We start from the raw sequence: 25,663 nt of genomic DNA, 5'->3' as shown, positions 1-25,663 counted from the left end.
TCATTCCCGTGGCGGAGGCTCGCGCGCGACCCGCTTCAGTACCATCCGTGCTTCCACGACGGAGCCGCGTTCGAGCGTCGCCCAGTACGGATGCGTCGACACGAACACCGAGAGTTCCAGCAGCCGCCCGCGCAGCCGGGCCTCCTCTGCCTTCTGCTCCTCGCTGTAGCCCGGGCTGTCCGGGAATTCGGGCCGGTACGCGCTGTACGGGGTCCTGTCGCCGCTCCAGGCGGGCGCCGGGTCCGCGCTCCAGGGCAGCTCGCGGCAGAGCGCCTCATACTCCTCGCGCGTCCGGTGCAGCTCTCGCTGGGCGTCGCGGAGGTCCTGAGGAAAGTCGGCCGCTTCCACACATGAAAGGTATGTCTGTTCGGCTCGCCGAGGGATGCCTTACGGACGGGCCCGGCCCGCACACCGCCCCAGGCGCCAGGAGGCGGCATCACCCGGCTCGTCCCGGCAAACCCGGTGGCCGTCGTCAGACCTCATCCTTGTCAGGGATGAGGTTTCCCCTCATGAGCCACGTCGGGCCTTCGACGTAGGCGCTGACTTCGGCGAAGAACGCCGCGAAGGAGGGGCCGCCGGCGTGGGCGTCGAAGGCGGCGACGTCCGCGTAGACCTCGTTCAGGTAGAAGAGATCCGCGTTCTCCTCGTCCACGAGCGCCTCGAACCGGTGGGAGCCGGGCTCGTTCGCGAGGGAGTCGCGCCGGGTCTTCTGGGCCGCCCGGACGAAGTCGTCGCGGTGCTCCGGCCGGACGGTGAATGAAACGAGAATCTGGTACATGGCTCTCCCCAAGGCTGTCAGTTCAGTGACTGAACCATTCTGAACGCGCACGCTAGCATGGGTTGGTTCGGTGAGCGAACTAAGGTGAGCGCCGTGTGTTCCGGGTTAAGTCGGCTGTTCGCTCCGTCCACGGGGCAACCCTTAGGATCGGCGCGGAGGTGATCTCTGTGCCGCACGGCCAGGACGAGCTTTTCGCGTCGGTCGACGCACTGCTGGAGGAGGTGGCCGCGCGCGAGGCGTTGCCGGATCCGGAGGAGCGCAAGCGGCTGCGGGAGGCGAGCGGCCTGAGCCAGGAGCAGGTCGCGAGGGCTCTGTCGGTGCGGCGGGAGACGATCACCGGCTGGGAGTCGGGCCGGACGGATCCGCGGCCGCCGAAGCGCGCCGCGTACATCCGCCTTCTGGAAGGTCTCGCGGCCCGCCACCCCGCCCCGGCGGTGCCGGAAGCGCTCAAGGAACCGGTGACCACGGCGGAACCCGTCGTGCCCGCACCCGTGCCCGCCCCGGCGCCGGCACCCGCGAGGACGGCGCCGGCGGTGATCGCGGACCAGCCGTTGTCGCGCCGTCCAGCCGCGAAGAAGGCCCCGCTGAAGGAGCCGGCCACCGTACCCGCCGGGGCGGACCCGCGTTTCGAGAACGGCCCCCTCGCCGTCCTGGACGGTGAAGGGAACGCCTACACCGGCGGTCTGGTGCTGGACTGTCCGGCCAGGACGGTCGCCTCACTGGTCGACTGGACGCTCACGGAGGCCCGGCTCGGGGCGCCCCGGCTGCACCGGTCGGGCAAGGACGCCGATCCGCTGATCGTGCTCACCGCGGCGGCCGTCGAACGGCTGGGCCTGCCCGCCACGCTGGAGGACCGGAGGGGCCTGCGGCTGCCCGACGACCACAAGGTGCTCAAGCAACTGGCCAAGGCGAAGTGGCAGCTCACCCGGCGCGGCTTCGGCCCATGGGCGCGGGTCTACCGTCCGGCGCAGGGCGGCCGGCGACAGTGCGTGCAGTTCGCGATCGTGCCCTGGGGTGCTCTCGACGCCCGTGCCTGGGGCCGTGCGGATCAGTTGCCGCCGGCGGATCTGGCCCATGTGCTGGGGACCTATGCCGCACGCGTCATCACCCCGCGCGGCTCGACGGCGGTGTCCGGTCTTGAGCTGATGACCGCGCTGCGTCCGCCGACCCGGGCCGTGAAGGACGAGGCGACCGGTGCATGGATCTCCGGACCGACGCCCGGCTCGCTGACCTCGGCGGTCGACCCGGCGCCGCCGGAGGCACCGGACGAGCATCCGATCGTTGCCGCCCTGTATCCCCGTGCCCACCGGCGCACGCCGGAGCAGGTTCTCGACGAGGAGGCGTACGAGTGGATCCGCGACATCGATCTGCTGACCGGTGAGGAGTGCGCGAAGACGTACGCGGTCGGTATCGACGTCAACATGGCGTTCGCCGCGGCCGCCAACCGGCTGATCGTCGGCACCGGCCCCGCCGTCCATGTGAAGGCACCGGCGTTCGACAAGAAGCTGCCGGGCTCGTGGCTGGTCGACCTGTCGCGCGTCGTCGTCGACCCGCGTCTGCCGAACCCGTTCACCCCGCACGGCGAGCGGCCGTCCGGTCCGGCCTGGTACGCCACGCCGACCGTCGCGTACGCGCTGGAACTGGGTGACGACGTCCGGCCGATCGAGGCATACGTGCGGCCCGAGAACGGCGCCTACCTTGATCCCTGGTACACCCGGCTGCGTGACGCGTACCTGGCCACCATGGACGAGCTGGGGGTCCGTACCGGGATGAGCGAACCGGACTTCCTGGAGGCGATGAAGACCCACAAGCGGACGGACCCCGGCCGGAGCCTGGTGCTCTCCGCGATCAAAGCCACCGTGAAGGGCGGTATCGGCAAGCTCCGCGAGCGCCCGCAAGGTGTGTCGCACCGGTACGGCGAACGCTGGCCGGCCCTGGAACGTCCCACCTGGCGCCCCGACATCCGCGCGGCTGTCATCTCCAGCGCCCGGGTCAATATGCACCGCAAGATGCTCAGACTGGCGGGCGCGGGCCTCTTCCCGCTCGCCGTGCTGTCCGACTGTGCCGTCTACCCGTCGGACGGACCGGGTCCGCTCGACTTCCTGCCGCGCACCGAGGACGGCAAACCGCTGCCCGGCGGCTTCCGCCTGGGCGTATCGCCCGGCATGGTCAAGCACGAAGGCACCCAGGACCTGACATGGGCCGTCCGGATGCTCGAAGAAGGACACAACCCCGCCCGGCACATCAAGGGCACCGATGCGACGGTCGACGGAGAGTAGGAACACACGATGGGCATCCTGGGCGACAGCCTCGACAAGGCAGAGGTGAATACGTTCACCCGCCCGATCCCCCGGTCCGCCCAGGCGCAGATGCGATTCCTGGTCAAACACGAGAAGGGCTCCACCAGGGCAGTCGCGAGGCGGCTCGGGGTCTCGCAGCGCACGGTGGAGCGCTACCTGAAGGGGCAGCTCAAGCGACCGCGCCGGGACCTCGCGGCCCGTATGGCGACAGAGGTGCGCCGGGACTGGCAGCCCCGGGTGCGCGAGCGGGCCAGGAAGAGGGCCGCGAGCTCCACCGGGATTGTCATCGAGACCCGCGCCCGGTTCGGTTTCACCGCGGCGCCGGGAAGTACCGACGACGGCCGTATCCGCCTGATCACACAGTCGCTGCCACCCGTGTACGCGGCCCGCCTCTTCGACGCCCGGACCGCGGGCGCCGCGGAGCAGGAACTCCAGCGCATCGCCGCCGAAGGTCTCCAGGAGCAGTACTTCAAGGACGGGGGCCGCCGGGCCCACGATCTGCTGGTGGAGTTCACCGACATCGACTATGTCGAGCTCGAATTCTAGGGGCTGTCCCGTGACAGCAACCCAGGGATGGCTGTTGCGCCGAGGGACAGCCCTTACTCACAGCGGGCCGCCGTCCAGTTCGTCAACGGGCAGGCACCGCATGCGCCATGCCCGCGTATCAGGAGAGTCGCGTATCAGGAGGGTGGCCAGTTGCGCAGGGCTGCATCGGCCAACTCCTGGAGCTCATCGCGGCCGACACCGCTCGCGGCTTGTACCGCGATGCCGTAGGCGAAGGTCGTGACGTAGCGGGCCAGTAGCCCCGGATCGGTGTCCGCGGGCAGATCCCCGTCGTCGACCGCTCGCTGGAACCGCTCCTGGACGCGGGAGTAGCCGTTGTTGCGCCAGGAGACAAGGAGGTCGCGGATCTCCTGCCCGGAGTCGCCGGCGGTCAGGGCGCCGTGGACGCCAAGGCACCCGTGGGGATTGGCCGGGCGGGTGGTGGTCCGCACCGTACCGGCCAGGATCGCGGTGGCGACGCCGAGGGCGGTCGGCTCCTCCATGGCTCTGGCCAGGTATGCGCTCGGGCCTTCGGTGTAGCGCTCCAGGGCCTTGCGGAACAACTTCTCCTTGTTGCCGAAGGCCGCGTACATGCTGGTGGTGGAGATGCCCATCGCGGTCGTCAGGTTGGCGGTGCTGGCCCCCTCGTAGCCATGCCTCCAGAAGACCAGCATGGCGCGCTCAAGAGCTTCGTCGGTGTCGAATCCCCGGGGTCGGCCGATGGGGCCGCTCTGTTTTGTCTCCACACCCATAGCCTACGCCTTCTGTAGCGATCGCTGCGGAAGTGCTACGGTCGACTTCCGTAGCGATCGCTACACAAGTCGAGGAGCTGGTCGCGTGGGACTGCTTGAGGGAAAGACCGCTCTTGTCACCGGGGGCAGCACCGGCATCGGCCTGGCCAGTGCCATACGGCTGGCGGCCGAGGGCGCACAGGTGTTCATCACCGGCCGGCGCGAGACCGAACTCGACGCGGCCGTCGAGGCGATTGGTCCATCGGCCACCGCGGTGACCGGCGACATCTCGAACCTGGCAGACCTGGACCGGCTCTACGAGGCGGTCCTCAGCCGGGAACGGGGCCTGGACGTGCTGTTCGCGAATGCGTCCGTCGCCTCGCTCGTGCCGCTTGAGCAGGTCACCGAGGAGCACTTCGACACTCTTTTCGGTATCAACGTGCGCGGCACGTTGTTCACCGTTCAGAAGGCGCTGCCACTGCTCAACGACGGCGCGTCGATCATCCTGAACGGCTCTACCAACGTGGACGTCGGCGATGAGGCGCTCGGCGTATACGCGGCGACCAAGGCAGCCACCCGATCCTTCGCCCGGACCTGGGCCAACGAGCTCAAGACACGCGGCATCCGGGTCAACACCGTCACGCCCGGGCCGACCGACACCCCCGCGGTGTCAGGACTCACCCCCGCCCCGGACCTGTTCAAGCAGCGACTGGCAACGCGTGTGCCGATGGGCCGGCTCGGGCGCCCGGAAGAGATCGCTGCCGCTGTGGCCTTCCTTGCCTCCGAGCAGAGCAGCTTCATCACCGGTTCGAGCCTGTACGTCGACGGCGGCCTCAATCAGATCTGAGGGGCGGCGCCATTCATGACAACAAGTGTCCGGCGATGGCCGGCGCGGCGTGGTCGTGAGGGGCATCCCGTCTCATCGATATCCGGCGGCAGCTCCGATCCGGAGTTGCCCGGCAGAAGGGTCCCCTCGTGTCCGACAGCGATCTGCGCGCGTTCTACCTGCGCTACATCCAGGCGCTCAACACCCACGAGTTCGAGGGTATGGACGAGTTCATCAACGACCGGACCACCCTGAACGGTGAGCCGGCCACCCGGGACGACCTCATCGCGGTTCAGAAGCATGATGTGGACGCGGTTCCGGATCTTCACTGGGAGCTCAAGGAACTGCTTTTCGACGGTGACCGTCTGGCCGCACGTCTGGTCAACACCGGTACTCCGGTGAAGGAATGGCTCGGTGTGGCTCCCACCGGCGCCTCGTTCGAGATCGTTGAGTACGCCATCTATCAGGTCCACAACGGGCGGTTCGCGCATATGACCGCCCTGCACGACGCCGGCGAACTTCTCCGGCAGTTGACCGGCTGACCGCTCAGATCGGGGCCGGCAACTCACAGAGCACTCCGGAGACCGCTGGGGTCTTTCGTCTTGGAACGTGCCGGGCTCGCGTGCCTGGGGGCACCGCGCCTCGCAGCGTTGTCGGCGCAGGAGGGAGCCGACGCTCCGCGATCCACGGCACCAGACCCCGCTCCCTGACCCAGCCGGATCCAAACGAAAGACCCCAACAGCCCACCGGGCCATATAAGTCGCGAGGATACGCAATGACCATCACACTGATCACCGGGGCCAACAAGGGCATCGGTTTCGAGACAGCCAAACAGCTTCTGGCATTGGGTCACGTCGTGTACATCGGTGCGCGCGATGTCGAGCGAGGCGAGAAGGCGGCGGCAGCGCTTGGCGCACGATTCGTACAACTGGACGTGACCGACGACGCGTCAGTGAGCAACGCGCTGGCGACGATCGACTCGGCCGAGGGCCGACTCGACGTCCTGGTGAACAACGCGGGCATCCTGGGGGACGGAGTCACCGACGGTCCCACGGCTCTTCGGGCCTTCGACACCAATGTGGTGGGAATCGTACGTGTCACGGAGGCGGCGCTCCCCCTCCTCCGTAAATCCTCGAACCCGACCGCGGTCACCGTGTCGAGCAGTGCCGGATCGTTCTGGGCAGTGACCAATCCGGACCGGCCCGAATTCAACTTGCCGTTGGCGCTCTACTCCGCCTCGAAGTCCGCAGCCACCATGCTTACGGTCCAGTACGCCAAGTCCCAGCCGGGCATCAAGTTCAACGCAGTCGAGCCCGGCACCACCGCGACCGACCTGACCGCGGCGTTCGGAATCGGAAGGGAGCCGGAGGCGAGTGCCAGGGTCGTTGTGCGTCTGGCAACTCTCGGCGCGGACGGCCCGACAGGAACCTTCCAGGACGAGAACGGGGAAGTGCCCTGGTAGCCGGATAGGTACGAGCACGAGCGAGGGGGGCCCGGACGGCTGCCTCTCGCTCCCGCCCCGTATGGGGGCCGCCCCTCCGTCATGTGATGCGTCGCATCTGACACCGCACGCCGATCCACCAGGGATTACGGGTTACGGGACAACCCTTTTGGGCCGGCCCCTCTCCACGTCACGCGGCAAAGCCAACGCACACGATCAACAGCAGAAGGCCGCCGAGGTGGGCGCCCATCTCCCCGATGCCATGACCGTCTGGCGCGGCAAGCGAGACGCGCCGTCACGGTGTCTGTGCGACGTCCGGTTCTCCAGGAGCTTGCCCGGCGAAGGCACGTCGGCTCCGCAGCAGAAAGGCACGCACTGCGGGGCTGTGAGTGTTTCTCCAGACCATGGCGAGCAGGGCGGGTGTTTCGAGGTCGTCGATCGTGCGGGCGATGAGCCGGTCGCGGTACGGCACGGCCATCGATTCGCTGAGGACGGCGATGGCGAGGCCGCGGGCCGCCAGGTCTGCGATGGCATCTGCGGCGCTCGCTTGCAGCGCGATCACAGGACGGAGGCCCTGTGCCGCGCACGCCTCGTCGAGCGCCGTGCGCAGGCCGGTGCCGGATGGCATGGACACGATTGGATGGTCGACCACGTCCCGCAGGGTGATCCGCCGTGTCTCGGCCAGTAGATGTCCGGCCGGGACAGCGACAACAAGCCGGTCGCTGACGATCGTCAGGGCGCCCAGACCCTCGGGCGCGGCAGTCGCGGTACCGATGAGGGCCAGGTCCACGGAGCCGGCACGCACCTCCTCGACAAGCCGGTCAGAGCGGTCCTCCAGCAGGGAGATCTCCACGCCGGGATGTGCGCTGTGGAACGCGGCGAGTGCGTCGAACAGGGGCGCAAGAGTGCAGCCGATGACCATCCCGACGGTCAGCCGACCTCGGATCAGGCCTCTCACCTCACCGACCGCCTGGCCGACCGCCTGGGCGGCGGCGAGCGCGGCGCGGGCGTGTTCGAGGGCCGCCTTTCCGGCAACGGTGAGGGTGACACTGCGGGCGGATCGGTCGAACAGCTCGGCTCCGACCTCCCGTTCCAGCTTGAGAATCTGGGCGCTGACGCCGGACTGGCTGATGCTCACCCGCTCGGCCGCCCGGGTGAAGTTCTCCTCTTCCGCGACCGCGACGAAGTACTCCAACTGTCGTAGATCCATGACTGTGGATTCTAGTCGGCAGAAGAAGCATCTGTTGGACTTCTGGTCGGCGGCTGACGAAGCTGAACACACGGAAGATCGGACACCAGGAGGAACCTGTGCCGGAGTACGAAAAGGCCATGCGCCCCGAGGACATCACCCGCTTGTTCGTCGAACGGTCAAACGCCGGTGACGCGGACGGAGTCGCCGCACTCTACGAAGAGAACGCGACGATGGCCTACCCGCCCGGCGGGCAGACAAAGGGACGGGAGGCGATCCGCGCGCTGTGGCGGAAAGTGCTGGCCGGTGGAGCGCACTTCGAGCTGGAACACCCCCTCCCGACGCTGATCAGCGGCGACATCGCCCTGACCTCGACTCCGCCGAGGGACGGAGCCGGTGCTCGGGCCCAAGTGGTCCGGCGGCAGCCGGACGGGAGCTGGCTGCGCGTGCTCGACCAGCCCGAGTTCACCCCGCCGGCCCGCTGAATCATCAAGGAAACCGGCAGGCGGTGAGTGATGTCGTGCTTCGGCGCACACTGCCGCCGGAGAGAGGCCGTTGTGCTTCGGCTCCGAGGCGCCGAGCCGAAGCGCAACAGCCGTGACATCAGCTTTTCCCACCCGGATGGGGCGGTGTGGCAGGCACCGTTCACACCCGCGAGTCCCGCGCCGACGCCCGCCAGTGGCACCTCACGCTGACACATTAGACAAACTGCCGACGACTGTCTAATGTGTCAGTGTGACCAGTTCGGAGATGGACTACGACGACCCCAAGCGCGCTGCCGTACTCGCGGCCGCCCTCGGGCAGTTCGGGCGATACGGCTTCCAGAAGACGTCGATGGAGGCGGTCGCCAAGGCGGCGGGCATCTCCCGGCCGGCGTTGTATCTGCGGTTCTCGAACAAGGAGCAGCTCTACCGGGCCACGATGCAAGGCGTCATGGAACGGGCCCAGCAGGCCATGGAGGCACGCTTCGCCGACGCGGCGCTGAGCTTCGAGGAACGGATCGTCGCCGCACTGGACGCCCTGATGGGCCAGTACGTCGAGAGCCAGGTGTCCAGAGATCTCGGTGAGCTGCTGGAGAACAGCGGGCCACAGCTCGGTTCGATGTTCCACGACTACCAGGAACGGGCCAGGACGACCATCAGCGCGCAGATCGACGCGCTCGCGCCGCCCGGCCTGCTCAACGAGGAACTCGCCGCGGACGACGTCATGGACGTCCTCTTCTCGGCCGCGTTGACCTATAAGCAGACGGCGGCCGACCGCGCGGAGTTCCGCGACCGGATCAGCCGCGCCGTGCGGCTGCTCTGCCGTACTGCGGACTGACCACGGCCGTCCGGATCTTCGGGGCCTGTTCCGCTTTCCCACACACCGATCCACGGAGCGTTCTGCCATGTCCCGTATCACCACCCCCTTCCACGCCCAGTCGACCGCCGCGGAAGTGATCGACGGAGTCGACCTCACCGGCAAGCGCGCCCTTGTCACCGGCGGCGCGTCCGGGATCGGCCTGGAGACCGCCCGCGCGCTGGCCTCGGGCGGCGCTGAGGTGACCCTGGCCGTCCGTAACACCGACGCCGGTGAGCGAGCCGCAGCCGAGATCCGTGCCACCACGGGGCGCGACGACGTGCGCGTCGCCCTCCTCGACCTGGCGGACCGTGCCACCGTCGACGCCTTCACCGCCGGCTGGACGGGTCCCCTTCACATCCTCGTCAACAACGCCGGGGTCATGGCCCTGCCCGAACTCACCACCACCCCGGAGGGCTGGGAGACGCAGTTCGCCACCAACCACCTCGGTCATGCCGCCCTGACCCTGGGTCTGCATGAGGCGCTCGTCGCCGCGCGGGGGGCCAGGGTCGTCGTGGTCAGTTCCTCCGCCCACCTGATGTCCCCCGTTGTGTTCGACGACATCCACTTCGCGTCGCGGCCGTACGAAGCCTGGTCCGCGTACGGTCAGTCGAAGACAGCGGCCATCCTGTTCACCGTGGCCCTGGCCAAGAAGTGGGCCGCCGACGACATCACCGCCAACGCGCTCCACCCCGGCGGCATCATGACCAATCTCCAGCGCCACCTCGATGAGGCACAACTGCGGTTCGTCGGCGCGGTGGACGAGCAGGGCCGCCGTCTGGACGTCCCGCCCGGCTGGAAGACCCCGCAGCAGGGCGCAGCCACTTCCGTCCTGCTGGCCGCCTCTCCGCATGTGCGCGGGGTGAGCGGACACTACTTCGAGGACTGCGCCGAGGCCGTAGTCACCGAACCGGGGACCGGCCTGAGCGGTGTGGCCCCTTACGCCCTCGACGCGAACGACGCCGATCGCCTCTGGGACGAGACGGTCCGCCTCCTCCAGCGCTGACCTCCCCGGGACCGGCCGGGCCGGGCGGCGACCGTGCCCGTGATCCCAGCGGGAGTCGGCCCCTGCCCGACGGCCTGCCCGCGAGTGTTCCCCGTCAGGCCGTCGCGCTGGCTGGCGCGCCGAGCGCAACACGGCGCGGCTGTACGGAATTTGCTCATCCGGTGGTCGGGGACAATGCTGGAGCGCCACGCGGGTGAACGGGGTGCGCTCATGGAGCGGCGGAAGGCATTGCTGGTGGGAGCGGGGCGTTTCGCGTCCCCGGTGGCCGCGGGTGAGGAGCCCCCGACGGGAGCGGCGCTCTGGCCGCCCCTGGACTTCGTCTATGACGTTCTGCCCGGCGTCGCCGGCGCTCTCGGCGACCTCGGGTACGAGGTGACGCGCGTGCTGGACCCCGACGCCGCGGCGCTGCGCGACGCCTTCGGACACGCCGTGGACGAGGGCTGCGGGATCGTCCATGTCCTCTCCCACGGCGACATCGACCCGCAGGGCGACCGGGACCGGCTGGACGTCGTGCCCTCCTGCACCCGGGTGGGCAACGGCACCAATGTCAGCGAGTGGCTGTCGACGGTGGAGAAGCTCCGCAGCCCCACGCTGTTCCTGCTGGACCTGTGCCACGCGGGCCGGGCCGCGCGCCTGCCCTTCCTCCAGGAGAAGGCCGGCCGGGACACCGCCGCCTGGGTGATCGCGGCGGCGGGCCGGGACGAGTACGCCTACGACGGCCGGTTCAGCGAGGCCGTGACCGAGGTACTGGCCGAAGTGGCCCGCACCGGGCTGGACACCCACCCCTCCCAGCGCCACGTCGCCTTCTCCGTGGTGGCGCGCGCCATCGGGCTGCGTGTCTCGGGGCCGGACACCGAAGCGGCCGGCCGGCTGTCGCAGACGGTCTGCTCCACGCCGCTCGACCCCGCGCTGCCGGAGCCGGAACTCCCTTTCTTCCCCAACCCCCGCTACCTCGACGACCCGGCACTGCGCGCCCGGCAGACCCTGGACCGTACGCTGCGCGGCTTTGTGGACGACCTGCCCGGGCCGCTGCCGCTGCCGCCCACCACGGACCAGCCGTCGCACACACCGGACCCGAGCGGCCCCGAGTCACCGGACGTCGCACACTTCGCGGACCGGGCGGGCTCACACTTCACCGGGCGGCGCGGCCAACTCCGCCACCTGGTCGGCTGGCTCGACGGCGGCGACGGCGCGCTCTGCGTGGTGACCGGCAGCCCCGGCGCGGGCAAGTCCGCACTGCTGGGCGCGCTGGTGTGCGCGGCGCACCCGCAAGCGGCGGCTGCCGCACCGCACGTGCGCGCCCGCCTTCAGGGACAGGACCCGGCAGGCTGCCCCTCGTACCGCCCCGGGCTGGTCGCCCTGCACGCGCGCCAGCGCGCCCTGCCCGAGATCACCGCCTCCCTCGCGCGGCAGTTGCGTCTTGTGCCGCCCGGGTCCCCGGGCGAGGTGCCGGGACCGGAGGACCTGGTCGCCGCCGTGGCCGCGCTGGACGAACCGCCGTCCATCATTGTGGACGCGGTCGACGAAGCCCTGGACCCGGCCGGCCTCACCACCCGGCTGCTGCTGCCCCTCGCCGACGCCCGCAGGGCCGGCGGACGGCCCGCCTGCCGCCTGCTGGTGGGGATGCGGCCCTGGCAGGACTTCGCACCGCTGCGGCAACGCGCCGCCGCCGAGGGGCATGTGATCGACCTGGACACCGTGAGCCAGGCCGAACTCCGCGCGGACCTGTCGGCCCACCTCGCAGGCGTGCTCTCCGACCTGCCCGGATACCGGTCCGCTCGGCGCCGCGTCGTACGCGGCCGGCTGGCCGAGGCCGTCGCCGCCCGGCTCACCCGGCCGGCGGACGTGTCGCGGCCCTGGGGCGCGTTCCTGGTGGCCTCCCTGTTTGTCCGCCACCTCGCCGTGGTGAGCCCGGCGGTCACCGTGGCGGAGGCCGAGACACTGGGCAGCCGTGTCCCGGCCACCCTGCCCGAGGTACTGGAACTGGACCTGCGGGCCCGGCCGGACGGCGCGCTGCACCGCACACTGCTGACCGTGCTCGCGCACGCGAAGGGTCAGGGCATGCCGGCCGAACTCGTCGCCGCCGTGGCAGGTGCCGACCCCGGCGCGGTGCGGACCCTGCTCCACGCGGACCTCCGCCCCTATCTGCGGACCGAGCCGGAGCAGGACGGCACCACACTCCACCGGCTTTTCCACCAGGGACTGGCGGACCACCTGCGGCAGGCCGCACCGCTGGACGAGGGCACCGTCCTCGACCGTCTGACCGCCCCGTACCGCGCACCGCGCGGAGGTGTGTACGCGGCCGGCACATGGCAGGCCGCGCCGCCCTATCTGTACCGGCACGCCATCGAACACGCCGCGGCCGCCGGGCGGGCCGACGAACTGCTCACGGACCCGGAACTGCTGGTGCACGGTGCCACGGACGCCGTACTGGCGGCCTGCGCCCTCGCCGGCACCCCGCACGCCAGAGCGGCGGCCGACGTCTACCGTGCCTCGGTCGGCAGCCACCGGCACACCGACACCGAGGCCCGGCGGCAACTGCTCGCCGTGGACGCCGCGCGCTTCCGCGTTCCCGCGCTGCTCGCCGCACTCACCGAACCGCTGGAGCCCGCGCGTTGGCGCCCTCGCTGGGCCACGGGAACGCAGGTCAGCCCCGCCCTGCGCAACTCGTTCCGCGCCGGGCCCGTGGACGCGCTGGCCTGCACACAGGACGAGACCCGGCCCCTGGTGGTCACCGGCGGCTCGGACGGGACGGTGTCGGTGTGGGACCTGGCGACCGGTCGCCGTACACACGGTCCGCTGCCCGGCCACACCGGCAGGGTCCTCGCGGTGGCGTGCACGCGGCTGCGCGACGGACGGCCCGTAGCGGTCAGCGCCGACAGCGAAACGCTGCTGGTGTGGGACCTGGCTTCGGGGCTGCCGCTGGGAAAGCCGCTGACCGGCAGCGCCGGCCGTATGCGGTCCCTCGCGTGCGCCCGGATCGCGGGGCGGAGTGTCGCCGTCACCGCGGGCAGGGACGCCGCGCGAGTCCGGGGGGTGGTGGAGGTCTGGGACCTGGACGCCGGGCGGCGGTGCGCGGTGGCGACCGCCCCGGACGGCGACACATTCCGCACGGTGGCCTGTACCGAGGTGGAGGGGCGGCCCATGGCCGTCGCCGGTGGTGACGGCGCGCTGTGGCGGTGGGAACTGGAGGACTCCGTGACGGACGGCGGGAGGCTGCGCGGCAGCCCGCTGGCCGGCAGCGCCGGCGGTGTGAACGCGTTGGCCTGCGGGGAGCGGGCCGGGCGTCCGGTCGCCGTCGCCAGCGGCGAAGGGGCCCTGCGGATCTGGGACTTGGCCGATGGCGGTCCCGTGGGCTCCCCGCTGACGGGCCGGGCGGGCGGAGTCAACGCGGTGGCCTGCGCCCGGCCCGATGGCGGCACGCTCGCCGTCACCACCAGCTTCGACGGCTCCGTCGAGGCATGGGACCTGACGGCGGGCAGGCCGCTCGGAGCACCGATGACCGCCCACGTCGACGCCGTGACGTCCATCGCCTGCACCCGGCTCGACGGGCGTGCGGTGGCGGTCCAGGCCGGCGGTGAGGGCACGGTGCGGGTGTGGGACCTGGAGCGGAGCCCACTGGTGTCCGGAGCGGGGACGGGGCACGCGCGGGAGGTGACCTCCCTGGCCTCGGCCCGTACGGCCGGACGCACGGTCGTTGTGTCGGCCGGATACGACGGAGCGCGGGTGTGGGACATGGCGGCGGACCGACCGCGCGGCGTCCCGCTGTCGGAGCACATCAGCGCCAGTGCTGTCGTCTGTGCCGTGGTCGGTGGTGATCCTGTCGGGGTGACGGGAAGTCATGGGGGCAGGATCCAGATGTGGGACCTGACCACCGGCCTGCCGCTCGGCCGCCCGCTGCGCGGTGACGCCGACAGCATGATCTCGGCGGCCTGCGCGGTGGTCGGCGGCCGGCCTGTCGCCGTGGTGGGAAGCGGCCGGGCCGTGCGGACCTGGGATCTGACGGACCAGGCTCCGTGCGGTGCACCGATGCGGGGACACACCAGGAGGATCACGGCTGTTGCCTGCACAGTGATCGAGGACCGTCCCGCCGCGGTCAGTGTGGCGCGGGACGGTACGTTGCGGGTGTGGGACCTGGCGGCGCGGAAACAGTGGGGCGATCCACTGCGGGTCGCGGCGGGGGAGGGGGACCGCGAGGTCACGGCGGTGGGCTGCGTGTGGTGTGACGGGGTGCCGGTCGCCGTTGCCGGGGACGGTGAGGGGACCGTCCGTGGCTGGGATCTGGTGGCGCGCCGCCCGGTGGGGCCCCCGTTGGGCAGGCACGACGGAGCGGTGACGGCGATCGCCTGTGGACTGCTGGACGGACGCCCGGTGGCGGCCTCCGGCGGGGTGGACAGGACGGTACGGATCTGGGATCTGCGGCGCGGGCACGCTGTCGTCCACGCGATGCCGGAGCCGGTCGGCGCCGTTGTGATCACTGCCGACGGTGCGCTGGTGGCGGGCACCGGGCAGGAACTGGTCGTGCTGGAGCGGGGAGTTGGGGCGCGGTGACACGGATACTGGGCGTACACGGAGTGGGCAACTACCGGCCGGGGGAGACCGCACAGCAGGCGTCGGACAATCTCGCCGCCGCCTGGCGAAACGCTCTGGGAGACACACCGGAACCGGCGGGCACGCACGGTGACCGGACACGTGACGGAGGCCCGGACGACAGGCGCGATCACAACCTCGCGGTCGCCTACTACGCGCATCTGCTGCGCCCGCCGACCCCTCACCAGGGCGGGCCGACCGGTCTGGACGGGCTGGACGCCCTGGAACAACGCATGGTGCGTGACTGGCTCGCCGAGCTGCTGCCACGGGGCGGTGTTCCGGCGGGGCCGGGCACATGGCCGCTGCGGCAGGCGGTGTCGTGGCTCGCGCGCACGCGTTTCCCCGGCCGGGCCGGGGTGGAGTGGTTCGTGGCCACCTTCTTCCGGGAGGTGGCAACCTATCTGCGGGAGGAGGGCGGGCCGGTCCGGGGCGCCGTGCGGGGCGAGGTGGCCGCGGCGATCGCGGCGCACCGGCCCGAAGTGGTGGTCGCTCACTCCCTGGGCTCCGTGGTCGCGTACGAGGCGTTGTGGGCGTATCCGGAGACACCGGTGGAGCTGCTGGTGACAGTGGGCTCGCCGTTGGCACTGCCGCACGCGGTCTTCCCCCGGCTGGATCCGGCACCGCTCGGCGCGCGCGGAAAACGGCCCCCCGGTGTCCGGCGGTGGGTGAATCTCGCCGACCCGGGTGACATTGTCGCGGTCCCACCGCGCGGAGTCGGGCACCGATTCGACGGGGTGGCCGTCGACGAACACACCGTCATCCACGCATTCGACTTCCACCGGGTACGCAACTATCTGCGGGCGCCCCGGGTACGCGAGGCCGTGCTGGACCTCCCCCGAGGCTGAGCGCCCCCGCGTTCACGGCGGGATCCGGCGAACGGCCCCTCGACGGCGGGTGATCGGGGCAGGATGGCTCCGGTGATCCAGAGGTATCTCTCGTATCCGTGTGAAAGGGGATGTGGTGCGGCTTCCAACCCGTACATGGGGTGAGGGCGACCGGGTCGCCCTCCTGGTGCACGGCATCATGACGGACCACCGGAGCTGGCGAAAGGTCGGACCCGCACTCGCGGCGCGTGGACTGCGGGTGATCGCGGTGGACCTGCGCGGGCACGGGGCGGCGGACCGCGGTCCTTACGGCGCGCAGCTCTTCGCCGACGATCTGGTGGAGACACTGCCCGTCGCCGCCGAGGTGGCGATCGGCCACTCCCTCGGGGCCCTGGCCCTCTCGCTCGCCGTGGAGCGGCTGGCCCCGCGCCGCGCGGTCTACTCCGACCCGGCGTGGCATCTGCCCGGTCCGGGAAGCGGTTTCGGGCCGGAGGTCCTCGCCCGGGGCAAGTCGCTGTCCGCGGCGGAGATCGTCGCGCTGAACCCGCGCTGGGCGAGTGAGGACGTGGCGAACGAGGTGGCGGCGCTCGACGCCTGGGACGAGCAGACCGCGTACGGCATCGCCTCGGCGTACGGGGCGGATCTGCTGCCCGAACGCCCGGTCGTTCCCTCGCTCGTGCAGCTCGCCGATCCCAGCGTGATGATCTCCGCGGCGGACGCGGCGGAGCTGGACCGCCGGGGGTTCGAGATCCGTACGGTCAAGGGCGCGGGCCACACCATCCACCGGGACGACTTCGACGGCTTCATGGCGTCGCTCGACGGCTGGATATGACGGACCTGTAGGCCACGACGAACGCGCCGAGTGCCGCCGGACGACCGTCAGGCGCCACTCGGCGGTCCGGCACCGGCCCGGTTGGAGCGCGAGGACATGTGGAAAGCACCGGCGCACTCCCTTCTCCGACATCGCGGCCATGACCGAGGCGGCTCGGCGCCGAGGACCTGATCAGTTGTGCCGTCCTCCGGGGCGCAGGCGGACAATGGCGCGCGCCCGCCGGGTCCGGATGGCGCGCCCGGCCCCGTTGTCCCCGCTCCGGCCGCGCACCGGGGCTCTTGGCGTGGCACGGCAGGGTCGGCACACTCCGAGCGGGGCCTGGGCCGAGGGCCCGCCGCTCGGCGTTGTGCGAGACGAAAGGTTCACCTCATGCCATCAGTACGCCTCTGTGTCACCGCCCTGTCCGCAGGCGCGTTGTTTCTCACCGCCGCCGCGGGCCCCGTACACGCGGCGGCCACGGCCGCTTCAGGGCCTCCGGCCCTTCCCACGGCCGCCGGGGACCTGTCCGACGGCAGCTTCGAGACACCGGTGGTGCCCTATCCGGTCACCTTCACCGAGCCCGTCGCCGGAGAGAGCATCGGTCCGTGGACGGTGGGCGGCGACAGTGTCAACCTCAATTCCGACCGCCAGTGGGACGCGGCCGACGGATCCCAGTCCCTCGACCTCAGCGGCGTCGGTCCCGGCAGTGTGTCGCAGACCATCCCCACACTTCCGCTGACCTCGTACGTCGTGACGTATCAACTGGCCGGCAACCCCGACTACGGTCCGGCCCTGAAGACCGGGGCGCTCCAGGTCAATGGGGCGACCGTGCAGAACTTCAGCTTCGACATCACGAACCGCTCCCGGCGCGACATGGGCTATGTCCGGCAGACGGCGGTCTTCACCACCCTGCTCGGCAGCTCCGTCACACTGACCTTCGCGGGTACGAGCCCGGGTGCGGCCGGTGCCGTCATCGACGACGTGCGGGTCCGTAGCTGCTTGCTGGTGATCTGCCCGCACAAGACGAAGCGCTGAGCGGGGGCGCAGGGCCGGCGCCGACCTGACGCCGGCGCCGGCCGCATGAGGGCCCACAACGGGACCGGAGGGCGTCGGGGACTTCGGCAGGGGCGGACTCGCCAGAAGGGGACGTCCATGCCGCCGCGGAATGAGTCGATGCCGAAGACGGCATTGTTCGCCGTACGACACGGTTCGAGACTGGCGTGGAAGCGGTTGCCCGTTCTCCGCTTCGCCGAACGCCGAAGGGAAACTCATGTCTGCGAACTCCACGTCCAGTACGCCAGAACTGGCCGGCCGCAACGCCGTCGTCACCGGCGCGAGCCGCGGTATCGGTGCGGCGACAGCTCGCGCGCTGGCGAGGGCCGGCGCCCGGGTGCTGCTGGTGGGACGGTCGGCCGCCACCCTGGAAGAGGTCGCGGCCGGACTTCCGAACGACCCCGTGGTCATCGCCGTCGATCTGACGAGGCCGGACGCACACCACGTCATCGTGGACCGGGCCGAGGAAGCCGCAGGAGGGATTGACATCCTGGTGAACAACGCGGGCGGGGGCGGCGCGGCCGGTCCCGCCAACCGGCTGGCCGTGGCGGACACCGACCTGAGCTGGGCGCTCCACCTGCGAACTCCGCTTCTCCTCAGCGGCCTGGCCGCCGAACGGATGGCGGCTCGCGACGGCGGCAGCATTGTGAACGTCTCCTCGGGACTGGGGCAGGTGGGGATGTCCGGCGTCAGCGTCTACAGCGCGCTCCGGGCGGGGGCCGAGGCTGCCACCAGGTCGCTGGCGGCCGAGTGGGGACACGGCGGGGTCAGGGTGAATACGGTGAGCCCGGGCGCCACCCGCACCGGCCTCGGCTCGTGGATCACCGGACACGAGGCCGTCGCGCGCCGCTACTTGGAAGGCGTACCGCTGGGCCGGGTCGGCGAACCCGAGGACATCGCCGAGGCTGTGTTGTTCCTCAGTTCCCCGAGGAGTTCCTACATCACCGGGCAGACCCTGGCCGTGGATGGCGGCTGGGTGACCACGGCGCCGAATCCTGCCGTGGCGGTCTGAACGCTCCGTCGTGCGCTCACGCCGGGCGTGTGAGGGCGGTTGTCGCTCGCGGATCGCGGCTTGCGGACCGCGGAGAGTCAGGATTGGCCGCCGGAGGCGGTCGCCGGTGCGGCGAACAGAATCCGTTCGGCGGTGCCGAGAAACAGGTCGCGGGCGGGGTTCGACGTCCCGGGAAGCCAGGCCAGATGCAGATGGGCCCAGGGCGAGTCGATCACGGGCACGGCCGTCACGGACGTTGTGAGGCGCCGGCGCACGCTCGCACCGGTGATCACCAGCAGATGTCCGAGGGCCACCCGGTCGACGATCGACTCCGTCGTGTCGAGCGGGACCGTTTCGGTGAAGTCGTCGAACGCCAGCAGATCCGCCGTCGTCACACTCGACCGGGAGGCCAGGGGGTGGTTGCCCGGCACCAGAGCCACTGGGCTCTCCGCTCCGACCTCGATCCGGCCGAGGTCGTCGGGGAGCGGAGCGGTCTGGCAGGTCAGCGCGACATCCGCGGTGCCGTCGCGGAGCGAGGGCTCCTGGAAGTGGGTGAACACAACCTCCACGGGCGCGCTGCCGGGCTCGTCGCGATAGGCGGTGAGGATGTCCGCCAGGACGCCCTGACCGGTTCCCGGCCGTACCGCCAGTGTCAGCGTGGCCGGCCGTGCGGAGCGCTGGACCCGGCGCATCGCGCCCTCGATGTCGGTAAGGATCCTGCGGCACTCGGCGAGAAGGCTCTCTCCGGCCGGTGTCAACGTCACCCGCCGTGTCGTCCGGTCGAACAGCACGACGTCGAGGCGCCGTTCCAGCCGGGCGACGAGCCGGGACAGCGCGGGCTGCCCGATGCCCAGCCGCTCGGCTGCGGCGCCGAAGTGCAGAGTCTCCGCCACGGCGACGAAGCACTCCATCTCACGTGTCTCCAGACCTGCCATGGTCCGAGCGTACTGTCGGCTGCCGAGGGACCGGCCGGTGCGTCGCCGCACGGGCGGTGGCAGTTCGCCGCATGCCGCGAATTACCGGCCCTCGCCCCGCCGCCGGCCGCGATGGTGATCAGCCGGCGGGAACGGCGGCATCGCCGTCGCTCTGTCCCGTCAGCCAGGTGCGGATGCCCGCGAGCGCGCCGGTGCCGTTGTCCTCGTCGACACTCCGGGCGAGGTCCGCGACGGATATCGCCCGCAGGGCCCCGCGCCAGGCGGCGTCGGCGTCGGCCATCGCGCGGGAAATCGCGCACGGCCGGGTGCAGGACTCCCGGGGTGTCGCCAGCGGGCCCCGCCGGCGGATCTCGGTGCACACGAAGGCGGGCCGGCCACCGTCAACAGCCACGACGACATCGAGGACGCTGATGAGCTCGGGTGCCCTGGTCAGGACGTATCCGCCCGCCTTGCCCTGGACCGAGGTCACCAGGCCCGTACGGGAGAGCGCCTGCAACTGCTTGGCCAGATAGCTGGCGGAGACATCGTGCAGCTCCGCCAGCCGGGCGGCGGGCACCGGGTCCGTGGCCGTGGTCAGCACCACGCAGCAGTGCAGGGCCCACTCGACCCCTCCTGACAACTTCATGTCCTTACCCGCCCCTCCAGCCAACTCGGACAAAGACTATCCGACTATTATCACGGACAAGAAATATCCGAGTTGAGGGCGCCGTCCTCAGCGGACCCCGGTGTGCCCGGTGGCATGCCCGTGAAAGGCGAGAACCATGAGACTCGTAGTCATCGGCGGTACCGGACTGATCGGCTCTCAGGTGGTCGGGAAGCTGGCGGCGGCCGGACACGAGGCCGTCCCCGCGGCACTGTCCACCGGCGTCGACCTGATCACGGGCAAGGGCCTGGACGAGGCGCTGGAAGGCGCCGACGCTGTGATCAACCTGGCGAACTCGCCGACATTCGACGAGGCGTCCCCGGGCTTCTTCCGTACCTCCATGACCAACCTGCTGGCCGCCGGGGAGCGTGCCCGGGTCCGGCACCAGGTGGTCCTCTCGATCGTCGGTGTGGACCAGGTGCCTCAACTCGACTACTACCGGGCCAAGGCCCTCCAGGAGGAACTGCTCCGGCAGGGACCCACGCCGTACTCCATCGTGCGCGCCACTCAGTTCTTCGAGTTCATGGACGCGGTCCTGTCCTGGACCTCCGACAGCGACACCGTCCGTCTGCCCGCCACCCGTATTCAGCCGATGGCCGCCGCGGACGTGGTGGACGCCGTCGTCGAGGTCGCCACGAGCACGCCGCTCGAAGGCATCCGGAACACCGCGGGCCCGGACGTCTTCCCGCTCGACGAACTCGGCCGGGTCACTCTGGCGGCACAGCACGACAGCCGGACCGTCGTCACCGACGACCAGGCCGGCATGTTCGCGGCCGTCACCGGCGACGTGCTCATCGCGGGACCGGACGCACACCTGGCGCCCACGCACTACCAGGACTGGTTGCGGAAGGCCCGGTAACCGCCTCGCCGGACTCAGGGTTGTCCCGGCGCGCCCCCCCACGGTGCACGTGCTCACCTGACGGCGCCGCGCCGTCCGTTCGGGTGATGTGGCGTCAAAGTTATTGCTGGCGCGTCCACCCCGATGGGTTACTGATGGGGTCCAATCCGGTGGGCCGCCCTTCCTGTCCGGGAGCGGCAGCCTGCCTGCTGTCCAGCCTGCTTGCCCTGGCAGCCAGCGACGGCGTGACGTACTGCCGCGATGGACTCGGCCTATTTCGCGGGGACAGACGACGGGGCCGACATCTCCCGGTTGGAAACGGTGACTCCTTTCTGACGGGAAGCGATGCCCGCCGCAGCTCCCCTCCCCAACAGCAGGAGTACGCCATGACAGCAACATGCCCCCCTAGCGACGCCCGCAAGGCCCTGGAGTTCCTGAGGACGAGTGGTCTCGTCGATCTCTCGCTTCCGCTGGAGAGTGTTGTCGACCGGATCAGCCAACTCGACGACGTGGCGGGATACGTGCTCGCGTGGGAGCGCTATGTACTCGTCGTCGCCAACGAGATCGCGGATGCCGCGGACCCCGAGCCCGGAGCCACTCGCTGATCCCGAATCCACGGTAGTCGTCGATCGCCGGGAGGCATCTGATGAACACAACGCAGCCCGGCAGCGGATCGGCCCAGAGGCGCGCGGTGGAAGACCGGGCCGTGGCCTGGCTCGCCGCGCGCCGCACACTGATCGACCCCGGCAACGCGGGCCCGGACGGTGTGCTGTTCGCACGCAAGGCCCTGATCGAAACGGCGTTCCTTGTGGGCCTGCGGGCGCGCCTTGACCCGGATCCGCTGGACGGTGACTACGCCACGCTCCTCGATCAGGTCCAGGACATCACCGCCCGCCCCTCCTACCGGGAACTCATCGCCCGGGACGAGGCCGCCTTCCTGCTCTACGCCGGCACCTACGCGGCACTGCGGCTGTGCGGACGCGACGACCCCGAGTTCCGTCGCATCATCGAGCGGACCGCGGCAAGCGGCTACGCGACGGTCTTCGAGCGGATCCCCTACCGGCAGCTCGATCTCCTCCACACCCTGCACCTCTGCCAGATCGAGCACAGCCTGCCCGCCCTGGACGACGTGCTGCCGTTCACACTGCTCTGCAACGGCCCGAACGTCATCAAACTCACCGACAGCGACATCTACGCCATCACCCACACCATCTTCTATGCCACCGATTTCGGGCTCCGCGTACCGCGCTGGCCGCACGGATTCGATCCGGCTGAAGCGGTCGAACTCCTTGAGGCACTGCTCTCGCTCACCCGGGGGCGGGAGAACGCCGACCTGGTGGGGGAACTGCTGTGCTGCCTGCTCTGTCTCGGCGTGAGGGAATCCAGGGAAGCCGAGCGGGCCTGGAACTTCATCGCGGCCGTGCAGGAGCCCGACGGACGGGTGAACGGTCCGCAGGGGGTCGTCCACCCCAAACTCGCCGACGGTGACGACGCGTATCAGCACTGGGCCACCGGCTACCACACCACCATTGTCGCCGCCTTGGCCGCTCTCCTGGACCGCAGCCCCAGAACGGTGCGCGGGCCGCGTCCCGCCGCCCCCCGGACCCGCCCAGAGCTGGAACGGCCGATTCGCCACGCGGTGGTGTGGCTCAGCGATACGGGCATGCGCAAGGAACCCGGTCGGGGACTGCCCGCCGCGGCCGCTGCCGCCTACGGTGCCACGGCCGTGGGCGAACCTGATCTCGCCCGCCCGGCGCTCCTGCACTTCGCGGAACTGCTCGCGGACGCGGACTCCGACGTATGGCAGGCGAGCGGGATGGAGGTCGCGGGGGAGTTCGCGGCCGGTCTGCGTGCGCTGGGGATCCCCTGTCCCTCACTGGACACGTTTCTCGCGTCCACCGCTACGGTCGTCGGCCGCCTCGAATCCGTACCTCCGCAGGCGGCGCGCAATGTGCACCGCCTCGCCGAGCTCGGACTGATCCCGCCGCGGCGCGCCATCGCTCTGACCACCGGCGCGTCCGCGGAGCAGAGGGCCCCCGAGGCCGCCGCCGTACTCCTGCCCGATGCCTGGCGGGAGTACCGACTGGGGCACGTCGCCGGCACCGTCCGCGAACTCGTCCGAGCAGGATGGGCCGGCCATCGCGTCACCAGGGATGCCATCGCGTTCGTCCTCGCCCAGCAGAGCCCGGACGGCGCCTTCGGGCACCCCGCCCGTGACGATCCGGCAAGCCGCGAACGGGCGAGGCTGTCCTGGACACAGAGCGTCGTCACGGCCCTCGCCACCGCACACCTCGACCCCGGCACACCTCACAGCGGGCTGGAAGCGACAACAGCCGCCGCCCTTTCCTGATGCCCGGACCGTCAATGACCGTCAGGGAGTCCTCGACCGGTCCGACTCATTGAGGCGCGCGGCCGTTCTGCGCGTCGAAGCGGCCGCGGGCCGCCTCGATTTCGTCCAAATACCGGCGGGTCCACTCGCACATGCCGTTGACCGTGTCGCGCAGCGCCGCGCCCGCCGCCGTGAGGCGGTAGTCGACACGTGGCGGCACCTCGGCGTACACGGTCCTGTGCACCAGCCCGTCCCGTTCGAGCCCGCGCAGGGTCTGGGTGAGCATCTTGTGGCTGATGCCTCCCACCTCGTTGAGCACTTCGGTGAACCGGAGCGTCCGCTCTCCCAGCACATTGATGATCAGTAGCGCCCACTTGTTGGCGACACCGGAGAAGATCTCGCGGGCCAGAGAGTCGGCGCGCGTCACGTCCCCGTCCTCGGACGAGTGTCTGACCTGCTGGGTAACCACGAGGTTCCTCTCTCGCCGAAAAGTGCGTTCTTCCACGTCAGAGCTTACTCACCTAAGGTTCCTGACGAACCAGAAGAGACCACGGCCGTCCGGTGTGACGGGCGTGACCGACACGGTGCGGAGCCGCTCATGACCATCCTGAAGACCTACGCCCGCCTGTGGAGCGACAACCTCGACCGGGCTCTGCCGCTCCTCGCGGAACTCACCGGCGCGCAGCCGGAGCTGCGGCTGGCGTTCCACTCCGTGGAACTCGCTGCCATCGGTGGGTTTCTCGTCATCGCCGGCCCGGCCGAGGAGCGTGCCAAGTACGCGCATGCCTCCGCCACCGTGGTCGTCGAGGACCTCGACGCACTCACCGCGATCCTGAGGGCCGCTGACGCCACCATCACCACTCCCATGACGAGCGGTCCGACGGGCCGGTTCCTCTACGCCCGCCATGCCGACGGGTCAGAGGTCGAATACGTCGAGTAAATCCCGGAGTTGGTCCGGCGGCTCATCCACCAGTGAACAGACCCTGCCGGGCGTACCGGAGCCGGTGCGAGCATGCCGCCCCCCTCCCACCCGGGCTCCGGCACCCGGGCCTGTCACACCACCCCGCGCCGCCCGGTCTATCTGGTGTCGACTGAAGACAGAGGGAAACATGCGTGAGATTGTGATTGTCGGGGGCGGTTACGCGGGCTTCTACACCGCGTGGGGCCTTGAGAAGAAGCTGCGCACGGGCGAGGCACGGGTGACGGTGGTCGATCCGCGTCCCTATATGACCTACCAGCCTTTCCTGCCGGAAGTGACGGCGGGATCAGTGGAGGCACGCCATGCCGCGGTGTCGTTGCGGCGGCACCTGCGGAGCACCCGGCTGATCGCGGGGAGCGTGACCGAGATCCGCCATGCGGACCGCACGGTCACCGTCCGGCCTGTGAGCGGAACCGATTACCCACTCCGTTACGACACGCTCGTGGTCACCGCCGGCGCCGTGACCCGTACCTTCCCGATACCGGGGCTTGCGCAGCAGGCCATTGGTCTGAAACACGTGGAGGAGGCGGTGGCGATCCGCGATCGGTTGATGACCGCGTTCGACCAGGCAGCGTCACTGCCGCCGGGCGCCCAGCGGCGAAAGCTGCTCACCGTCACGTTTGTCGGCGGCGGGTTCTCCGGCGTCGAGGGCTTCGGGGAACTGCTGTCGCTGGCGACCGCGATGCTCACGTCCTATCCGGAGCTGAGTTTTGACGAACTGTCCTTCCACCTCGTCGAGGCCCGGGGCCGTATCCTGCCCGAAGTGGGAGACCGGCCCGGCGCCTGGGTGGTGCGCTCCTTGGAACGCCGCGGCGCGCATGTCCACCTGAACGCGCAGCTCGTCTCCACCGAAGACGGACATGTCGTGCTCTCCAGCGGAGAAGAATTCGATTCGGCGCTGATCGTCTGGACCGCCGGTAACGCGTCGAACCCGGTCGTACACAACCACACGGATCTGCCGGTCGACGAACGGGGTCTGGTCGTGGTCCGCGCCGACCTACGCGTGGGCACCGACAGCGAGCCCGTACCGGACGTGTGGGCGGCCGGAGACGATGCGGCTGTTCCTGACCTGGCTTCACCGGTGCCGGGGGCGCACACGGTCCCGAACGCCCAGCACGCCGTGCGGCAGGGCAAACGCCTCGCCAAGAACATCGCAGCCGGCCTGCGCGGTGGGACAATCCGGGACTACCGTCACAGCAGCCTGGGGGTAGTGGCGACGCTGGGCCTGGGGCGGGGCATCTTCCAGTACAAGAGCATCGTCATCAAGGGACTTCCGGCCTGGCTGATGCACCGTGGTTATCACGTCCTTGCCGTGCCCACCTGGGAGCGCAAGGTCCACGTTCTCACCGTCTGGCTCACCGCCGCCCTGTTCGGACGGGATCTTGTCTCTCTCGCCTCCGTTCAGCATCCACGCGACGCCTTTGTCATGAGCGGTGATCCGCAGCGCTCCGGCGAGAGCCGGGCGAGCGAGCACACGGCCGCGTGAACGCCACGGGAATGGCCTCAGCCGCGGGTCGC

The 25,663-nt window shown here is 70.4% G+C and carries 25 protein-coding genes; 18 read left to right on the top strand and 7 right to left on the bottom strand.

Annotated features, from left to right (window positions below):
- Both ABZ707_RS31060 and ABZ707_RS31055 read right to left on the bottom strand, forming a co-directional pair.
- On the bottom strand, window positions 1-348 hold the full coding sequence (locus ABZ707_RS31060) for a hypothetical protein (RefSeq protein ID WP_360181407.1): 348 nt from the start codon (window positions 346-348) through the stop codon (window positions 1-3).
- Between the two features lie 124 nt (window positions 349-472).
- Window positions 473-829 carry a putative quinol monooxygenase gene (locus ABZ707_RS31055; RefSeq protein WP_360181404.1) on the bottom strand — a complete coding sequence of 119 codons (357 nt, stop codon included), beginning with the start codon at window positions 827-829 and terminating at the stop codon, window positions 473-475.
- 116 nt (window positions 830-945) lie between these two features.
- On the opposite strand from ABZ707_RS31055, the gene ABZ707_RS31050 reads away from it, so the two are divergent.
- Together ABZ707_RS31050 and ABZ707_RS31045 are read left to right on the top strand one after the other, a co-directional pair.
- Window positions 946-3,057 carry a helix-turn-helix transcriptional regulator gene (locus tag ABZ707_RS31050; protein ID WP_360181440.1) on the top strand — a complete coding sequence of 704 codons (2,112 nt, stop codon included), beginning with the start codon at window positions 946-948 and terminating at the stop codon, window positions 3,055-3,057.
- Between the two features lie 9 nt (window positions 3,058-3,066).
- Window positions 3,067-3,624 carry an XRE family transcriptional regulator gene (locus ABZ707_RS31045; RefSeq protein ID WP_360181401.1) on the top strand — a complete coding sequence of 186 codons (558 nt, stop codon included), beginning with the start codon at window positions 3,067-3,069 and terminating at the stop codon, window positions 3,622-3,624.
- A 134-nt stretch (window positions 3,625-3,758) separates the two neighbouring features.
- Here ABZ707_RS31045 and ABZ707_RS31040 read toward each other — a convergent pair whose 3' ends face one another.
- A complete protein-coding gene (locus ABZ707_RS31040) occupies window positions 3,759-4,367 on the bottom strand; it encodes a TetR/AcrR family transcriptional regulator (RefSeq protein WP_360181398.1) in 609 nt (202 codons plus the stop codon).
- A gap of 91 nt (window positions 4,368-4,458) precedes the next feature.
- Here ABZ707_RS31040 and ABZ707_RS31035 point away from each other — a divergent pair, with 91 nt between their 5' ends.
- The 3 genes from ABZ707_RS31035 to ABZ707_RS31025 all read left to right on the top strand — a co-directional run bounded on the left by ABZ707_RS31035 (window position 4,459) and on the right by ABZ707_RS31025 (window position 6,640).
- A complete protein-coding gene (locus ABZ707_RS31035; RefSeq protein ID WP_360181395.1) occupies window positions 4,459-5,199 on the top strand; it encodes an SDR family oxidoreductase in 741 nt (246 codons plus the stop codon).
- 128 nt (window positions 5,200-5,327) lie between these two features.
- Window positions 5,328-5,720 carry an ester cyclase gene (locus ABZ707_RS31030; RefSeq protein WP_360181392.1) on the top strand — a complete coding sequence of 131 codons (393 nt, stop codon included), beginning with the start codon at window positions 5,328-5,330 and terminating at the stop codon, window positions 5,718-5,720.
- Between the two features lie 233 nt (window positions 5,721-5,953).
- Window positions 5,954-6,640 (top strand): SDR family NAD(P)-dependent oxidoreductase, encoded by a 687-nt coding sequence (locus tag ABZ707_RS31025; RefSeq protein WP_360181389.1) that lies wholly within the window; start codon window positions 5,954-5,956, stop codon window positions 6,638-6,640.
- Window positions 6,641-6,914: 274 nt separating this feature from the next.
- On the opposite strand, the gene ABZ707_RS31020 is transcribed toward ABZ707_RS31025, so the two are convergent.
- On the bottom strand, window positions 6,915-7,829 hold the full coding sequence (locus tag ABZ707_RS31020) for a LysR family transcriptional regulator (RefSeq protein WP_360181386.1): 915 nt from the start codon (window positions 7,827-7,829) through the stop codon (window positions 6,915-6,917).
- A gap of 98 nt (window positions 7,830-7,927) precedes the next feature.
- Between ABZ707_RS31020 and ABZ707_RS31015 the strand changes: the two genes are divergently transcribed.
- From ABZ707_RS31015 to ABZ707_RS30980, 8 genes are all read left to right on the top strand, one after another.
- Window positions 7,928-8,293 (top strand): nuclear transport factor 2 family protein, encoded by a 366-nt coding sequence (locus tag ABZ707_RS31015; protein ID WP_360181383.1) that lies wholly within the window; start codon window positions 7,928-7,930, stop codon window positions 8,291-8,293.
- A gap of 250 nt (window positions 8,294-8,543) precedes the next feature.
- On the top strand, window positions 8,544-9,128 hold the full coding sequence (locus ABZ707_RS31010; protein WP_360181380.1) for a TetR/AcrR family transcriptional regulator: 585 nt from the start codon (window positions 8,544-8,546) through the stop codon (window positions 9,126-9,128).
- A gap of 67 nt (window positions 9,129-9,195) precedes the next feature.
- On the top strand, window positions 9,196-10,152 hold the full coding sequence (locus ABZ707_RS31005; protein WP_360181377.1) for an SDR family NAD(P)-dependent oxidoreductase: 957 nt from the start codon (window positions 9,196-9,198) through the stop codon (window positions 10,150-10,152).
- A gap of 210 nt (window positions 10,153-10,362) precedes the next feature.
- The gene (locus ABZ707_RS31000; protein ID WP_360181374.1) at window positions 10,363-14,703 is read left to right on the top strand and encodes a hypothetical protein; all 4,341 of its coding nucleotides are present in this window, start codon (window positions 10,363-10,365) and stop codon (window positions 14,701-14,703) included.
- On the top strand, window positions 14,700-15,587 hold the full coding sequence (locus ABZ707_RS30995) for a serine peptidase (RefSeq protein ID WP_360181371.1): 888 nt from the start codon (window positions 14,700-14,702) through the stop codon (window positions 15,585-15,587). The genes ABZ707_RS31000 and ABZ707_RS30995 overlap by 4 nt, the downstream gene beginning before the upstream one ends.
- A gap of 115 nt (window positions 15,588-15,702) precedes the next feature.
- Entirely contained in the window at window positions 15,703-16,398 is a 696-nt protein-coding gene (locus ABZ707_RS30990) for an alpha/beta hydrolase (protein ID WP_360181368.1), read from the top strand.
- 369 nt (window positions 16,399-16,767) lie between these two features.
- Window positions 16,768-17,412 (top strand): DUF642 domain-containing protein, encoded by a 645-nt coding sequence (locus tag ABZ707_RS30985; protein WP_360181365.1) that lies wholly within the window; start codon window positions 16,768-16,770, stop codon window positions 17,410-17,412.
- 235 nt (window positions 17,413-17,647) lie between these two features.
- Window positions 17,648-18,442, top strand: a complete 795-nt coding sequence (locus tag ABZ707_RS30980) for an SDR family oxidoreductase (RefSeq protein WP_360181362.1) — start codon at window positions 17,648-17,650, stop codon at window positions 18,440-18,442.
- Window positions 18,443-18,519: 77 nt separating this feature from the next.
- Here ABZ707_RS30980 and ABZ707_RS30975 read toward each other — a convergent pair whose 3' ends face one another.
- Window positions 18,520-19,356: a LysR family transcriptional regulator gene (locus tag ABZ707_RS30975; RefSeq protein ID WP_360181359.1), complete on the bottom strand. Its 837-nt coding sequence runs from the start codon at window positions 19,354-19,356 to the stop codon at window positions 18,520-18,522.
- 118 nt (window positions 19,357-19,474) lie between these two features.
- Window positions 19,475-19,981 (bottom strand): Rrf2 family transcriptional regulator, encoded by a 507-nt coding sequence (locus ABZ707_RS30970; protein WP_360181356.1) that lies wholly within the window; start codon window positions 19,979-19,981, stop codon window positions 19,475-19,477.
- Window positions 19,982-20,117: 136 nt separating this feature from the next.
- On the opposite strand from ABZ707_RS30970, the gene ABZ707_RS30965 reads away from it, so the two are divergent.
- The 3 genes from ABZ707_RS30965 to ABZ707_RS30955 all read left to right on the top strand — a co-directional run bounded on the left by ABZ707_RS30965 (window position 20,118) and on the right by ABZ707_RS30955 (window position 23,187).
- On the top strand, window positions 20,118-20,858 hold the full coding sequence (locus ABZ707_RS30965) for an NAD(P)H-binding protein (protein WP_360181353.1): 741 nt from the start codon (window positions 20,118-20,120) through the stop codon (window positions 20,856-20,858).
- 365 nt (window positions 20,859-21,223) lie between these two features.
- Window positions 21,224-21,442, top strand: coding sequence for a hypothetical protein (locus ABZ707_RS30960; protein WP_360181350.1), 219 nt, complete (start codon window positions 21,224-21,226; stop codon window positions 21,440-21,442).
- A 41-nt stretch (window positions 21,443-21,483) separates the two neighbouring features.
- Window positions 21,484-23,187 (top strand): hypothetical protein, encoded by a 1,704-nt coding sequence (locus ABZ707_RS30955; protein WP_360181347.1) that lies wholly within the window; start codon window positions 21,484-21,486, stop codon window positions 23,185-23,187.
- 46 nt (window positions 23,188-23,233) lie between these two features.
- On the opposite strand, the gene ABZ707_RS30950 is transcribed toward ABZ707_RS30955, so the two are convergent.
- Window positions 23,234-23,635 carry a helix-turn-helix domain-containing protein gene (locus ABZ707_RS30950; protein WP_360181344.1) on the bottom strand — a complete coding sequence of 134 codons (402 nt, stop codon included), beginning with the start codon at window positions 23,633-23,635 and terminating at the stop codon, window positions 23,234-23,236.
- Window positions 23,636-23,764: 129 nt separating this feature from the next.
- On the opposite strand from ABZ707_RS30950, the gene ABZ707_RS30945 reads away from it, so the two are divergent.
- Both ABZ707_RS30945 and ABZ707_RS30940 read left to right on the top strand, forming a co-directional pair.
- A complete protein-coding gene (locus ABZ707_RS30945) occupies window positions 23,765-24,106 on the top strand; it encodes a VOC family protein (RefSeq protein WP_360181341.1) in 342 nt (113 codons plus the stop codon).
- Between the two features lie 169 nt (window positions 24,107-24,275).
- Window positions 24,276-25,631: an NAD(P)/FAD-dependent oxidoreductase gene (locus ABZ707_RS30940; RefSeq protein ID WP_360181338.1), complete on the top strand. Its 1,356-nt coding sequence runs from the start codon at window positions 24,276-24,278 to the stop codon at window positions 25,629-25,631.
- The last annotated feature ends 32 nt before the right edge of the window (window positions 25,632-25,663 follow it).

The sequence above is a fragment of the Streptomyces sp. NPDC006923 genome (assembly GCF_040635655.1).
In the GTDB taxonomy this organism is placed as follows: domain Bacteria; phylum Actinomycetota; class Actinomycetes; order Streptomycetales; family Streptomycetaceae; genus Streptomyces.
The sequence above is the reverse complement of the archived record's forward strand: the minus strand, read 5'-3'. Positions and strand labels throughout refer to the sequence as shown.